This is a genomic window from Burkholderia sp. HAN2018 (assembly GCF_024704855.1).
Classification (GTDB): Bacteria; Pseudomonadota; Gammaproteobacteria; order Burkholderiales; family Burkholderiaceae; genus Burkholderia; species Burkholderia cepacia.
This window is the reverse complement of record NZ_QOBB01000003.1, coordinates 60387-74864: the sequence shown is the minus strand read 5'-3', so window position 1 is coordinate 74864 and position 14478 is coordinate 60387. Positions and strand designations below refer to the sequence as shown.

The following is a 14478-nucleotide window of genomic DNA, read 5'->3' as shown; positions in this document are numbered from 1 at the left end:
GCGTGCCGGGCGAGCCTGATGGCACCCGCAAGCGACATGCCCGATGCGTGCTTCAGGCGGCCGGCCGGCGCCAGCCTGCCGGGCTGCTCCGAAGGCCGCGGCCGGTCGGGCGCCGGCCGGTATCGGGGTACGCATCGACGCAAGGTGTCGCGACCGTCTTTTTCATCGGCGCGCTGTAAAAAAGCACCGATGTGCGCCTGGACCTCTGAAGTGCCGCGATTCGTGCGGTGAATCGATGGCCTGTTTCTTCCGTCCCCGCCACGCACATTGGAAATTTCTATTCCGCGGCACCTTCGTGGTCGTTTCGCTGTCGATGATAAATATTGCAATCAACGGAACGGGTGATGCCGATTTTCAAAACGACCCGCTAATGCCGATGGGAGATACCGCAAACCGTTCGAAGCAGCGTGCAGACGCCCGCCGTTTGTCGGGCCGTTCGTCCGCGATGCGCACGCTGCTCGGCCGCATCGAAAAAATTGCGCCGACCCGCGCCAGCGTGATGATTGCCGGCGAAAGCGGGGTCGGCAAGGATATCGTCGCGCGCCGGCTGCACGATCTCAGTGCCCGGCGGGACGGCCCGTTCGTGCCCGTGAACTGCGGCGCGATTCCGCCCGATATCGCGGAATCGCAATTGTTCGGGCACGAGAAGGGCAGCTTTACCGGCGCGATCGCGCAGCGGGAAGGTTTCTTCGAAGCCGCACGCGGCGGCACGCTGCTGCTCGACGAGATCGCGGAAATGCCCGCGTCGCTGCAGGTGAAGCTGCTGCGGGCGCTCGAATCGAATGCGATCGTCCGGGTGGGCGGCACCGAGCCGATTCCGCTCGACGTGCGCATCGTGTCGGCCACGCGCCACAACCCGGCCGAAGCCGTGCGCGACGGCCGGTTGCGCGAGGACCTGTTCTATCGCCTCGCCGCGTTCGCGCTGTACGTGCCGCCGCTGCGCCAGCGCGACAGCGACATCGAGACGATCGCGCTGGAGTTCGTCGACGCGCTCAACGCGCGGCACCGCGCGCACAAGCGGCTGACCGACGCGGCGATCGCGGCACTGCGCGCGTATTCGTGGCCCGGCAACGTCCGCGAGCTGCACAACACGATCGAGCGCGCGTACATCCTGTCGGACGAAGGCATCGACGTCACGCTGCCGAAGCCCGCGGTGCCGCCCGAGCGTCTGTCGGAGGACACGATGGCGCTGCCGCTCGGCGCGACGCTGCACCATGCGCAGCAGCGCTTCATCGCGGCGACGCTGCGCCACTTCGACGGCAACAAGCCGCGCGCCGCGAAAGCGCTCGGCATCAGCCTGAAAACGCTCTACAACCGGCTCGCGCTGATGCGCGACAACGGCCGCTCCTGAGCGGCGCGGCCGTGTCGCCCGCGCACCGCATGCCGCGGTTGCGCGGTGCGCAACAGGATTACGCGACCTTGAACCGCCCGACCGTGGTCGCGAGCGCGTTCGCCTGCGACTGCAGTGCGGTCGCGGCGGCGGTCGACTGTTCGACGAGCGCCGCGTTCTGCTGCACCATTTCGTCGAGCTGCGTCACGGCGCGATTCACTTCCTGGATGCCGCGCGTCTGCTCGTTCGCCGCGTGCGTGATCTCGGAGATGATCGTCGTCACGTTCGACACGTTGGAGACGATCTCGCGCATCGTATCGCCGGCCTGACGCACCTGCCCGGACCCGGCCGACACGCTCGCGACCGTCGATTCGACCAGTACCTTCACTTCGCGCGCGGCCTGCGCGCTGCGCTGCGCGAGGCTGCGCACTTCCTGGGCGACCACCGCGAAGCCGCGGCCCTGCTCGCCCGCGCGCGCCGCTTCGACGGCCGCGTTCAGCGCGAGGATGTTGGTCTGGAACGCGATCCCGTCGATCACGCCGATGATGTCGCCGATCCGGCCCGACGCTTCCTCGATCTTCTCCATCGTCGCGACGACGTCCGACACGACCACACCGCCGTGCGACGCGATCCGCGACGCGGCTGCCGCGCGTTCGTCGGCCTGGCCGGCCGCCGCCGCCGACTGGCCGACGGTCGCGGTGATCTCTTCCATCGATGCGGCCGTTTCCTCGAGGCTCGCCGCCGCCGATTCCGTGCGCGACGACAGGTCCTGGTTGCCCGCCGCGATCTCGTTCGCGGCCGTGCGCACCGATTCGCTCGCATCGCGGATCTCGCGCATCACGTCGTTCAGCTTGTCGACGAAGCTGTTGAACGAGCGTGCGATGTCGGCCACTTCGTCACGGCCGTCGGCCGGCAGGCGCTGCGTCAGGTCGCCGGCGCCCGAGCCGATCGCGGCCATGGCCTGGCGCACTTGCGACAGGCGGCGGAACGCGGTCGCGGTGATCGCGCCGATGATCAGCGACGCGACGCCGACGATCACGAGCAGCGTGATCAGCGAAGCGGTCAGCAGCGAGCGCATCCCGGCCGTCGCCTCGTACTTGTCGAGCAGCACCAGCGCGTACCAGTCGGTGCCCGGCACGGGGCGCGCGCGCACCAGCTTCGCGTCGCCGCCGACGCTCACCTCGACCGGCGCGGTCGCGGCCGCGATCGTCGCGCCGTTCGTCGCGCCGAGTTCGGGCGACACGTCGGCGACCGGCTTCAGCGTGAGCTTCGGATCCGGGTGCGCGACCACATGGCCGCTGCTGTCGATCAACATCCCGAAACTCGCGGGCGTCGGGTGGATCGACTTGACGTTCGCGATCACGGTGTCCATCGCGACGTCGGCGGCGACGACGCCCTTCAGCGTACCGTCGCGCAGGATCGGCACCGCGAACGTGACGACGAGGTTGCCCGTGCCGGCATCGACGTAAGGCGGCGTGACGACCGGCTTGCCGGCCTGCGCGGCCTGCTTGTACCACGGGCGGCCGGTCGGATCGTAGTCGGGCGGGATGCCGGTCGGGTCGGAGAAGTGGAACGCCTTGTCGGCGTAGCCCGCGTAGACGTTCGTGAAGCCGCCAGCCGTGGCCATCTGCTTGAACACCGGCAGCGGATCGGGCGTCAGCGCGGCATCCTGCAGCGACGCGATCATCCGGCTCCGGGTGGCGACCCAGTCGGCAATCCCGACCACGTGTCCGCTTGCGACGGAGGTCAGGTTGCGGTCGATCGCGTCGTCGTTGTACGAGCGCGCGATGAAGTAGTTGATGAGCGTGGTGGCGACGAGCGCGAATACGACGATGGCGACGCACGCGGCGAGAATGCGGGCGCGGATGGACGAGAACATGGCAACGACTCGGTAAGGGAGCGCGAACGCCCGGTGGACGAATTCACCGGGTAAACGGCAATCGCGCCGCTTACTTGAGGCCACTGTGACAATTCAGTGAAACGTCTGACAAAACGCAATGCCGATCGTCAGCGGATCGTCGGCGAATCGTCAGGATGACTGCGCGGTCCTGCGACGCGCGCGCACGCCGCCGGGACGCGACGACGGTACCTGCGAGCGTGGGCAGGAGGCGTCGAAAAGGAGGTCGAGACAGGCCGGTTCCCGGTCGACGGATGCATGCGTGTCGATTGGAACCCGGCCGCAGCGCGGCGACGGATCGCGCCGCGCCCGCGTCATCAGTTGCGGCGCGCGCCCGTCACAGGCGATGGCCCGGACGCGGATCGGCTTCCGCGGGCGGCCCGTCGGCCCGCGTGTCGTTGTCTAGCTCGTCCTGCCGGCGCATCCGTTCGCGCAGGTGCCGGATCGCGAACACGTGGATGTAATCGTGCACCCGCGCGTCGGACGACAATACGCGCACTTCGTCGTCGAGCATCGCACGCAACTGATCCGCGCCGATCGCGCGCTGCCTGGCGGCTTCCTTGAGTGAATCGAGCAAACTGTCCTTGGACATCGACGACTCCTGACGGTCGAGGAACGAAAAGAAGAAGGTACTGGAAGCTTAAAGACTGAACGGCCGCGCGGCGTGCGATGCGCCGGCGCGTGTTTGCGCGCGATCAACGGCACGTTGCGTGCCGCCGTGCCGATCCGTCCCCGAACCGGCCGCGCAAGATTCGCGGCGCAAACGGCCCGCGAACGAGACTGGAAACCTGCCACGCCACCCCGGGGCGCGGCACCGGCTGGCGGGCGAACGATGGGACGCTGCTCGACGCCGATGCATCCGCGAACTTAGACCGGCCGAAATCATGCGTCAAGCGCGCTCCGCCACGCGCCGGCCATTCGTCGGAACGAACGGGCGGATCGTCGCCCGGACGGCCGATCGGGCGCCCTGCGTGTCAGCGGATTCCGATACGCACCGCGCAATCCCTGACAGCGAGTTCAGCGCACGCTGCTTGGCAGCGTACTGGCGCCCCACGATACTGGTGACATGGACGAAACGTTCATACAGGTCATCGCTCAGCCGGCCGTCGAGCCGGCATGCGGGGCCTGGCGCAGGAGACCAACCATGGCACATCGCAACTTACCGGGCCGGGACGGCCAACGGCGCGCGTCGGGCAACGCACGCGCCCTGCCCGCCCAGGCCGTGCCGGCCGGCAACCGTCCGTCGGACGATATCGACACCTTGCTTGCGCTCGCTCGCGAAGCCGGATTGCTCGTCACGCTCGACGGGCAGATCGGCCGCGAGAAGTACCAGAGCGTCGCGGGCTCGGTTCTCGCGTTGCAACGGTTCGCCGCGGCACTGTGCGCACGGGCCGCACCCGACGCGCCGGCCGCGGTCGAGGCACGCCGCAAGGCGCGCCCCGGCTGGCCGCATGCAAACCGCCTGCGCAACCGTACATGCGGCCTATGCGCGCCGCTGCACGTCGCGCGCCAGCGCCCGCGGGTACGCCGCGGCGCTGGCCGGCGACACGACTTGCGGTCGATGCTTCGCACCGGCTGAGCGGGCAAGCGGCCGGCACGGCACGGGGCCGTGCAATGGCTGCTCACCGCGCAACGTCGGCAGCGCCTGCCGCACGCCGAGCCTGTAGGACGACGGCGCGGCAACGGTGAGCCCGCCGCGACCCTCACCACTTCGCGTCGGCGCAACCGCGCGCCATCACGCATCACCACGCGCCGTTCCACACGGTCGCAATGACAACGATTCCTGCGGGGAATGCACTTCAGACGGGGCCAACGACAACACCCATGCGGAAAGCGGACGGGGTGACTTGCACCCCGCCCGTCCTCCAAGGCAGCCGACGGCTGCCTACCCTCGTGCCAGAGAGTTCTCGGCAGGATGACGCGCCGTGCATCGCACGTCGCGGCTCCGGAAAATGATGTGATGCCGGTGAATGCACCGTCGATCACGGCCTTCGACGCTCGCGCGGTTGCGCGGTGCATGCACGACAGACCGGCCGCGCGGCCGGTTGTTCCGTCAATGTCTCACGCGATACTTGCGCCATTTCTGATGCAGATCAAACCAGGCCGGTTTCGATCTCGACACCGCGCGATTTACTCGGTACCGCGCACGAGCAGGACGGGCACCTGGGCGAGATGCGCCACGCGACGCGCGACGCTGCCGATCAGCCAGGCGGCGATGCCGCGCCGGCCGTGCGTGCCGACCACCAGCAGTTCGGCACGCCAGTGCACGGCGTCGCGCATCAGTGCATGGGCGACGTCGTCGCTGGTCGGGCGGGTTTCGACGATACCGCGCTTGGTCGGGTTCCCGGTCGCATGGAACAGCGGGCCGATCTTCGCGAGTGCATCCTCGCCCTCCGCGCGATAGGCATCCTCGAGCGCGCGCACCGGCACGATATCCGTCAGACGAACCGCGCGATCGATCACGTATGCCGCGTACAGCAACGTTGTCGGCGTCGCGAAGCCGAGCCCGACGCGCACTGCGTGCAGCGACGGCTCGCTGCCGTCGACCGCGAACATCAGCCGCTGCAGGCCGCCATTCGACGGCAGCGCATAGGCGGCCGGCACGATCAGCAGCGCGCAGCGCGCGCGTGTCGTCAGCGTGTCCGACATCGCGCCTTCGACGAGCCGCAGCAGCCCGTGATGCGGATTCGCGCCGACTATCAGCACGTCCGCGCGCCATTCCGACGTATCGTTCACCAGTGCATCGGCCACCGAGCCGCCCGTCACCGACGTATCGACGATGGCCTGCTCGACCTCGATCCCGCTATCGGCGAACAGCGCGGCGATCCGCTCGTTGGTGGCTTGCGCTTCGCGCATCATGTCCTCGCGCGCGGACGTCAGCAGCGCGTCGATGCGCGGGATGTCGGGCAATACGAGGCGGGGGTTGTCGATTGCGCAGACGATGCGCAATCGCATGCCGGGACGCAGCAGCGTGCGCGCGTAGCGTGCGGCGGACAGCGATTCGGGCGTCGGATCGACGGCCAGCGCGATCCGCGCAAGCGTCGGGATGGACTGGGCAGGCTGCATGGCGAAGGCCTCCGTGCGTGCGCGTCGTCGTGGAACGACGACGGGAGCTTCGCGCGGAAGCGGCGCGCGGCGGCCGGACGGCCGCCGCGGTCGCGGGGATCGGCGGGATGTCACGCGAAGCGCGGACAATCGATGCGTTCAGCATAGGACGTCCGGCCCGCGCGTGCATGATCGCGATCAAGGGTCGCGCGGGCCCCTGCCCGCGCCGCTTACGACTTCGTCGGCACCGATGCCGCCGGGCGGTTCGCGTAGAACAGTGCATACGCGATGCCGAGCAGCACGATCCAGACCGGCCCGATCACGAGCGCGACGCGCGTGTCGGGCGTGAATGCCATCAGCACGACGACCAGCACGAGAAAACCGAGGGCGACGAACGAACCGAGCGGATAGAACGGCACGCGGATCGGCAGGCGCGCGATCTTGTCGGCCGACAGCGTGCGGCGAAAGCGCATCTGTGCGATCAGGATCACGCACCACGTCCAGATCGCGCCGAACGTCGACACCGACGTGAGCCACGTGAACACGTGCTGCGGCGCGAGATAGTTGAGCAGCACGCCGATCAGCAGCAGCGCGACCGAGACGATCACGCCGTACACCGGCACGCCGTTGCGGTTGACCTTGCCGAGCTTGCTCGGCGCCTGGCCCTGCTGCGCGAGGTTGTAGAGCATCCGCGCGGTGCTGAACAGGCCGCTGTTGCACGACGACAGCGCCGCGGTCAGCACGACGAAGTTGATGATGCCGGCGGCAGCCGGGATGCCGAGCCGCGAGAACGTCATCACGAACGGGCTGCCCTGCGTGCCGATCTGATCCCACGGATAGAGCGACATGATCACGAACAGCGCGCCGATGTAGAAAATCAGCACGCGCCAGAACACCGAGTTCACGGCCTTCGTCAGCGACTTCTCCGGGTTGCGCGCCTCGCCTGCCGTGAGACCGAGCATCTCGACGCCGAGATACGCGAACATCACGATCGGCAGCGCGGCGATCACGCCGTTGATGCCGTTCGGCATGAAACCGCCGTGCGCCCACAGGTTCGACAGGCCGATCGCGACACCGCCGTTGCCGATGCCGAACGCGATCATCAACCCGCCGCCGATGATCATCAGCACGATCGTGACGATCTTGATCAGCGCGAACCAGAACTCGAATTCACCGTACAGCTTGACCGCGATGAAGTTCACCGAGCCCATCGCCATCAGCGCCGCGAGCGCCCAGATCCAGTTCGGCACGGAGGGGAACCACATGTGCATGTAGACGCCGACCGCGGTGATTTCCGCCATGCAGGTGACGATCCACACGAACCAGTAGGTCCAGCCGGTCAGGTAGCCGGCCAGCGGCCCGAGGTAGTCGCGCGCATAGCGGCTGAATGCGCCGGCGACGGGATTGGCGATCGCCATCTCGCCGAGTGCGCGCATGATCAGGAAAATCGCGATGCCGCCCAGCAGGTAGGTCAGCAGGATGGCCGGGCCGGCGACGCGGATCGCGCTGGCCGAGCCGAGGAACAGGCCGACGCCGATCGTCGCGCCGAGCGCCATCAGGTTGATGTGCCGCTCTTCCAGCCCGCGGTGCAACTGGTCTTCTGGTTGTTTCAAGTCCGTCTCCTGGCAGCCGTGAACGGGCCGCCGTCATTGTCGATATCAATGCGCGACCGTTCATGCCGAACCCGGCATGCCGAAAACGAAATAATCTCCGCTGTCGCTTTCCAAATAAGAAACGACACGGATACTGCGTCAATCCGATGGGAATTGCCGCGGATTATCCGTATTTTCCGGAACAATCCGGAAAACGGATCGGGCCTTTCACGGAATACGCCCGTGCGGCCCGTGTGACGCGGCTGAGCGCGTAACGGACGGCACCGGGATCAATCGCTTTCGGCGCGAACGAATACGCGTCGAATGTGCGCGATCATGCGCACGCAATATGCAGGCGGGATTATATGGAGGATCAGCGGTTTCGCGCCAGCCGATTTTCGTGGAAATCGTGACGGGTGAAATCGGCGGCGGAATTCGAATACGCGCGTATCTCGCGCATGGATTTATTTGGACAGCGTCGCGCGCACCGTATATTCGCCTTCGAGCGCCCCGTGTTCCGGCCGCACGAAATAACGCGACGCGTCGAGATCGGCCGGCAGCGGCTCGACCGGATAACCGTGCTTTTCCCACGCATCGAGGCCGCCCTTCAGCGCCCGGATGTTGTGGATCATCTTCTTGCGCTGCATCTTCGCGATCAGACGCTTGGCCGTGGCCTCGTTCGGGCACACGCAATAGACGACGATCGGCCGTTTCAGCAATTCGGGGTCGAGCAGGTCCGGCGAATCGAGATCGACCGGCACCGCGCCGGCGATCCGGTACGGTTCGCGCTCGCGAATCGCCTTCGGCCGCGCGTCGAAAATCAGCGGCGGTTCGTCCGACGTCATCATCTCGACGAGCTGCGGTGGCGAAATGCGCACCTGCGCGAGATAACGGCGGAACTGCACGCGACGCACCCAGCGGTACAGCAGGAATGTGATGAAGATCGCGAGGAACGCGTCGAGGATCGTGCCGCCGCTCGCGCGCACCCACAGCACGAACTGGACGATCTGGTCGTGAATGGCCGCACCGCCGACCAGCCAGAACGCGGCCCACAGCGACGCGCCGGCCAGATCCCAGAACAGGAACACGCCGACACCGATCGCGGTCGTGCCGAGCAGCGGCGCCGACACGAGACCGAGGCCCGGCAGGAACTTGGACAGCACGAGCAGCGGCGCGCCGTACCTTTCGAATACGTTACGCGCGAAACGCAGCGTGGTGTCGAGCGACAGCGAGAAGCGCACGAGGCCGTTCAGCAGGCGTCGGCCGCGCGTGCGGCCCATGAAGAACCACAGCGAATCGGCCAGCATCGTCGCGCCGATCGCCGCCGCGAACATGCTGACCCAGGATGCCTGCCCCATTGCCGCCATCGTGCCGCCGAGAATCAGCATCGGCACGGCCGGCACCGGCACGCCGAGCTGCGTGATCAACACGCTCGCGAACACGGCCCACGGGCCGAGCGACGATGGAATAGCGATGGGAAAGTGCCACACGGCGGCGCTCCTGGAAGACATGCGGCCGCGCGACGAGGGCCGTCGGACCGGCTGGGCAGCGGCCGCCGCGGCACGTCCGCAGCCAACCAGTGCATGACGGGCATTCTAAACGGGTTTGGCCGCGATCGCGCGGAACCCGCGCCTTCGGCGCGGGCTTCAGGAGGCTGCCGGCACCGCTGTCGTGCTCATGCGTCCGGGCGCTGCGCAAGCCGCGCGACGTGTTCCGCGTAGTCGGGAAACGCGGCGGCCAGCGCGGCTGCGTCGGCCAGTTCGAATTCCGCGAACTCGAAACCCGGCGCCACCGTGCAGCCGACGAGCGCGACGTGCTCCGGCGCCGCGCAGCGCGCGCCGAACCAGCTCCCGGCCCGCACGACCGACTGGAACACGGTGCCCGGATGCGTGAGCGGATTGCCCAGCCGGTGGATCGTCAACCCGTCGCGCTCGTCGAGCACCCATACCTCGATCGGATCGCCCGCATAGAAATGCCAGACTTCGTCGGAACGGATTCGATGCCACGACGAGTAAGCGCCGTCGCACAACAGGTAATAGATCGCCGTCGACGCGGCGCGCGGCGCGCCGTCGGCGGAACGCATGACCGAATCGGTCGCACGGTAGGTTTCGCGGAAATAGCCACCCTCGGGGTGCGGCTGCAGGTCGAACTGGCGAATCAGGTCGGTAGCGGAAATCGGCATGGCGGATGACGTCGGTAAGGTAAGGAACCGGACACCCGGCGCACCGGATCGCTTCGCCCGTCGCGAACGCGACCGCATGCCGCCGGATGCCGCTGGGGCGAACGCCGCGGCCATGCGCGCGGCGAACAAGCGGACACCGGCCGATGCTGCCAGAACTGCGCATCGGGATGCAACCATGGGCACGCGATTGCGCCCATGGGGCGCATCGGGTGTACCACCCTCGCCCGGCCGGTGCGACGGTAACGGCCGTCGCGTTCACACGCCGAGCGTCGGCCGGCGCGTCGCGCGTTTCCGTTTCGTCAGGCCGTCATCCGGCGAATCCGCGCGACAGCCGCGGCCCATGCGTCGGCGCCGCGTCCGCATACGTCACGCTGCCGACGGCGCGCCCGGCTCGCTGTGCCGCACCAGCAGCACGGGCCGGTCGGCCGCGCGCAGCAGCGATTCGGCGACGCTGCCGAGCAGCAGCCTGCGCAGGCCGTGCCGCCCGCTCGTGCCCATCACGATCAGGTCGGCATCGGTTTCGGCCGCCGTGCGCATCAGCACGGTGGCGACATCCTCGCCGTAGGCGTCGAGCGCGCGCACGGTGCCCGGCACGTGCTCCTGGGCGAGCACCGCTTTCGCAGCGTCGAGCACCGGCGTCGCGGCATCGGTCGCGGCCGCATCGCCATCGCGCTCGGCCGCGAAACCCGCATCGACGTCGACGAGCTGCGGCCGGTGCTCGACGACATACGCACAGGTGACTTCGCCGCCTGACGCCGCCGCGATCCGGATCGCCTCGTTCAGCGCGAGGCGCGCGCTCGGGCTGCCGTCGAGCCCGACGAAAATCCGCTTGTACATGGTCCGTCCCTCCGACCGGGCACGCCTCGCGCGTCGCGCGACGGCGGCCCGTTATCGCCACCCGGCCCGGTGCCGGCTGGCCTGCCGAACAGTCTGCCCCACGTGCCGACGCGCCCGTTGATGCGCGTCAAGTGCGGCCGGCGCACCCGCTGCTTCACGCCGTTTGCCGCAATTTCTAGTGACCCCATTACAAAAAACGTGTAAATCGCGCACAATTTCATCTTGAAATTAGACGTTGCGTGCAGCCGGTGCGAGTTTTGCCCGGTTTTGCTGCGCTGCCCCCGTGCCACGGGGCGGCCCCCGACAACAGAATGGCCATCGAATGACCGCCAGTGGAACCCCGACGCGTGACGCCCGAGGGCCCACGCGCCTCCAGATCATGTTACGCCAGCCGCTCGCGGCCGGCGTCGTTGCGCTGTGCGCCGGCGCGGCGCTGTCGCTCGGCGTCGCGCTGCTCGTGCGCGAGCAGTGGCAAGGCGCCGTCCATACGCGTTTCGAACGCCGCACGTCGCACGTGACGGCCATGCTCCGCCACGAGCTGCAGTCCGGCGTTGCCGTGCTCGCAGGCGCGCGCGGCGCGTTCAGCCTCGTCCCGGACATGACGCCCGAGCAGTGGCGCCGGTACGTGGACACGCTCGACCTCGACAGCGGCCGCTCGCCGGTTCGGCAGATCGGCTATGCGCCGCTGCCGCCCGCGACCCGCACCGCGCTCGCCGGCACGAACCCGATGCCGGCCGGCACGCTCGCGACCGCGGTGCTCAGCGCGCCGGCGTCGAATTCGCCTGTCGTGCGCTTCGGCGCCTCCGACGCTGCGCCGCTCGCGCGCGCGCTGCAGACCGGCGACATCGCGCTCGGCGTCCACCCGGCCGACGACGACACATCCCGCGACGCCCGCACCTTCACGCTGTTCGTGCCGGTCGCCGCGTCGCCGCATGCGGCCGCCCCGCCGTCCGGCACGCGCGAAGCCTCCGCCGACGGGGTGCTGTTCGCGGCGTTGAGCCCGCGTCGCCTGATCGAGCGCGCGCTCGACGCGGAACGCGGAATCGACGTGTCGATGACCGCCGGCGGCGACCGGCGTGCGATCGTCAGCGTCGAAACGACGACCGACGAGGCGTCGGCATCGCCCGACCTGATGCGGCGCACCGACGAGCTGAACTTCGGCGGCACCGTGCTGGCGCTCGCCTATTCCGCGGACGGCCGCCCGAGCGCAACCGGCGCGCAACGCGCGGCCGGCACCGTGCTCGCCGCCGGGCTGATCGCGTCGATCGCGTTCGCGATGCTCGTCCACGCACTGCTGCGCCGCGCCGGTGCCGCCGATTCCGGTGCGAGCAGCCGCGGCATCCTCAACGAGGCGCGGATGATGGGCATCATCCGTTCGTCGATGGAAGCGATCATCACGATCGACGAGAAGCAGACGGTCGTGATCTTCAATCCGATGGCCGAGCAGGTGTTCGGCGTGTCCGCGATGGAAGCGATCGGCGCGCCGCTGTCGCGCTTCATCCCCGAACGGTTCCGCGCCGCGCACGCGAAGCACGTCGACCAGTTCGGCGTGACGGGCGTGTCCGAACGTCAGATGGGCCGCCAGCGGGTGCTGTTCGGGCTGCGCGCCAACGGCGAGGAGTTCCCGATCGAGGCCTCGATCTCGCAGATCCGCGACGCGTCGGGCAAGCTCTACACGGTCATGCTGCGCGACATCACCGAGCGGCTGCGCGCGGAGAATGCGCTGAAGCTGTCGCGCGAGGAATTGCGCGAACTGTCGGCGAACCTGCAGAACGTGCGCGAAGAGGAAAAGACCCGCATCGCGCGCGAACTGCATGACGACCTCGGCCAGCAGCTCACCGCGCTTAAGATGGATCTGTCGGTGGTCGAACAGCAACTGCGCATGCCCGGCCGCGCGCTGCCCGACGCGGGCGTGCTGTCGCACCTGCAGGGCATGCGGCGGCTGATCGATGCGACGGTCGCATCGGTGCGGCGCATCGCGGCCGACCTGCGGCCCGTGATGCTCGACGATCTCGGCCTCGTGCCGGCGATCGAATGGCTCGCGAACGATTTCACGAACCGCTACGGGATCGACGTCGAGCGGCACATCGAAACGGGCGGCCTCACGTTCACCAGCGCGGGCGCGACCACGTTGTTCCGGATCGTCCAGGAAGCGCTGACGAACGTGGCGCGCCATGCGGATGCGACGCGCGTCGCGCTGCGGCTCGACGTGGAGGAAGGCTTCTGCGTGTTGCGCGTCGCGGACAACGGCCGCGGCTCGGCACCCGGCGGCCCGGCCCACGAAGACAAATCGTTCGGCCTGATCGGCATTCGCGAACGCGCCCACATGCTGGGCGGCACCGTGACGATCGACACCGCGCTCGCGCGCGGTTTCTCGATCACCGTCGCACTCCCGCTCAGCACCGTACAACAGGAAACGCTCATCACATGATCAAGGTGCTCATCGCCGACGACCATACGCTCGTACGCGACGGTCTGCGGCACATCCTCCAGAACGCCACCGGGTTCGAAGTGGCGGGCGAAGCCTGCGACGGCCCGTCGACGATCGCGCTCGTGCGCGCCACGCCCGCCCAGGTGCTCGTGCTCGACCTGTCGATGCCGGGCCGCAACGGCGTCGAACTGATCAAGCAGATCAAGGACGAGAAGCCCGCGCTGCGCGTGCTCGTGCTGACCATGCACGCGGAGCAGCAGTACGCGGTGCGCGCGTTCCGCGCCGGCGCGTCGGGGTATCTGACGAAGGAAAGCGCGAGCGCCGAGCTGGTCGGCGCGGTCACGAAGGTGGCGTCGGGCGGCGTCTACGTGAGCCTCGCGATGGCCGAGCAGTTCGCGCAGAGCCTGAACGAGCCGGCCGAGACGTTGCCGCACCAGCGGCTGTCCGATCGCGAATTCGACGTGTTCCGGCGGATCGCGGCGGGCCAGACGCTGACCGAGATCGCCAACGCGCTGTGCGTGAGCGCGAAGACGGTCAGCACGTACAAGACGCGGATCCTGGAAAAGATGCAGATGCCGCACGAAGCGGCGCTGGTGCGCTACGCGATGCGGCACAAGCTGCTCGACGAAACGGACGACGTCTAGCGACGTCTGGCAGCGGATGGCGTGCGCCGCCCGGCCGCGGGCGGCTCACCACGCCTACTTCGCGGGCACCGGGCACGCGAGATCGCCTTCCTCGCACGACAGATAGCCCTTCAGCGTTTCGGTGCGCGCTTTCGTCAGATCGTCGAGGCAGGTCGACACGACCATCGGATACGCGCTGCCGCCCTCGGCGTTCGCGCTGGAGAAGCTGCATTCGGCATCGCGGTACGCGATCCACGCACGCTGCGCGTTCACGAGCTTGTCGGCGAGCGGCCGCGCATCGCGCAGGCGCGCGGTGACGGCCTGGTAGATCCGGTTCAGTTCCCCGTCGGATTTCCTGTACGCGCGATCGGCGCACGCCGTCATCGCCGCCTGGTCCGTCGCGTCGGCACAATTCGCCTGCGCATGGGCGACGTTCGCCGCCAGCGCCAGTGCGCACAGCAAACCGGTCAAGACACGCATGGATGCTCCTTGTTGTTCGTTGAAGTCGTGGAACCCGGTGCCGGGCCTGTCGCGCTGTCGC

12 protein-coding genes are annotated in these 14478 nt (G+C 68.3%); 4 read left to right on the top strand and 8 right to left on the bottom strand.

Annotated elements, in window-relative coordinates; translation table 11 throughout:
* Window positions 1–313: 313 nt before the first annotated feature.
* The gene (locus DPV74_RS01440) at window positions 314–1351 is read left to right on the top strand and encodes a sigma-54-dependent Fis family transcriptional regulator (RefSeq protein ID WP_060171245.1); all 1038 of its coding nucleotides are present in this window, start codon (window positions 314–316) and stop codon (window positions 1349–1351) included.
* A 58-nt stretch (window positions 1352–1409) separates the two neighbouring features.
* Here the strand turns inward: DPV74_RS01440 and DPV74_RS01435 are convergent, their stop codons facing one another.
* Together DPV74_RS01435 and DPV74_RS01430 are read right to left on the bottom strand one after the other, a co-directional pair.
* Entirely contained in the window at window positions 1410–3209 is a 1800-nt protein-coding gene (locus DPV74_RS01435; protein WP_027791571.1) for a methyl-accepting chemotaxis protein, read from the bottom strand.
* Window positions 3210–3564: 355 nt separating this feature from the next.
* Window positions 3565–3819 (bottom strand): DUF3562 domain-containing protein, encoded by a 255-nt coding sequence (locus tag DPV74_RS01430; protein ID WP_060085258.1) that lies wholly within the window; start codon window positions 3817–3819, stop codon window positions 3565–3567.
* Window positions 3820–4371: 552 nt separating this feature from the next.
* Between DPV74_RS01430 and DPV74_RS01425 the strand changes: the two genes are divergently transcribed.
* On the top strand, window positions 4372–4806 hold the full coding sequence (locus DPV74_RS01425) for a hypothetical protein (RefSeq protein WP_027791569.1): 435 nt from the start codon (window positions 4372–4374) through the stop codon (window positions 4804–4806).
* Window positions 4807–5357: 551 nt separating this feature from the next.
* Here the strand turns inward: DPV74_RS01425 and DPV74_RS01420 are convergent.
* From DPV74_RS01420 to DPV74_RS01400, 5 genes are all read right to left on the bottom strand, one after another.
* Complete coding sequence (locus DPV74_RS01420; protein ID WP_091919663.1) at window positions 5358–6293, bottom strand: universal stress protein; 936 nt, start codon at window positions 6291–6293, stop codon at window positions 5358–5360.
* A gap of 209 nt (window positions 6294–6502) precedes the next feature.
* Window positions 6503–7885, bottom strand: a complete 1383-nt coding sequence (locus DPV74_RS01415) for an amino acid permease (protein ID WP_059694883.1) — start codon at window positions 7883–7885, stop codon at window positions 6503–6505.
* A gap of 443 nt (window positions 7886–8328) precedes the next feature.
* Window positions 8329–9354, bottom strand: coding sequence for a DedA family protein/thiosulfate sulfurtransferase GlpE (locus DPV74_RS01410; RefSeq protein WP_119336377.1), 1026 nt, complete (start codon window positions 9352–9354; stop codon window positions 8329–8331).
* A gap of 185 nt (window positions 9355–9539) precedes the next feature.
* The gene (locus tag DPV74_RS01405) at window positions 9540–10046 is read right to left on the bottom strand and encodes a cupin domain-containing protein (protein ID WP_119336376.1); all 507 of its coding nucleotides are present in this window, start codon (window positions 10044–10046) and stop codon (window positions 9540–9542) included.
* A 366-nt stretch (window positions 10047–10412) separates the two neighbouring features.
* Window positions 10413–10883 carry a universal stress protein gene (locus DPV74_RS01400; protein WP_021159153.1) on the bottom strand — a complete coding sequence of 157 codons (471 nt, stop codon included), beginning with the start codon at window positions 10881–10883 and terminating at the stop codon, window positions 10413–10415.
* A 322-nt stretch (window positions 10884–11205) separates the two neighbouring features.
* Here DPV74_RS01400 and DPV74_RS01395 point away from each other — a divergent pair, with 322 nt between their 5' ends.
* Together DPV74_RS01395 and DPV74_RS01390 are read left to right on the top strand one after the other, a co-directional pair.
* A complete protein-coding gene (locus DPV74_RS01395; protein ID WP_119336375.1) occupies window positions 11206–13314 on the top strand; it encodes a PAS domain-containing sensor histidine kinase in 2109 nt (702 codons plus the stop codon).
* Window positions 13311–13958: a response regulator transcription factor gene (locus DPV74_RS01390; RefSeq protein ID WP_006483707.1), complete on the top strand. Its 648-nt coding sequence runs from the start codon at window positions 13311–13313 to the stop codon at window positions 13956–13958. Before DPV74_RS01395 ends, DPV74_RS01390 begins: the two co-directional genes overlap by 4 nt.
* A gap of 54 nt (window positions 13959–14012) precedes the next feature.
* Here the strand turns inward: DPV74_RS01390 and DPV74_RS01385 are convergent, their stop codons facing one another.
* Entirely contained in the window at window positions 14013–14417 is a 405-nt protein-coding gene (locus tag DPV74_RS01385) for a lysozyme inhibitor LprI family protein (protein WP_021159155.1), read from the bottom strand.
* Between the last annotated feature and the right edge of the window lie 61 nt (window positions 14418–14478).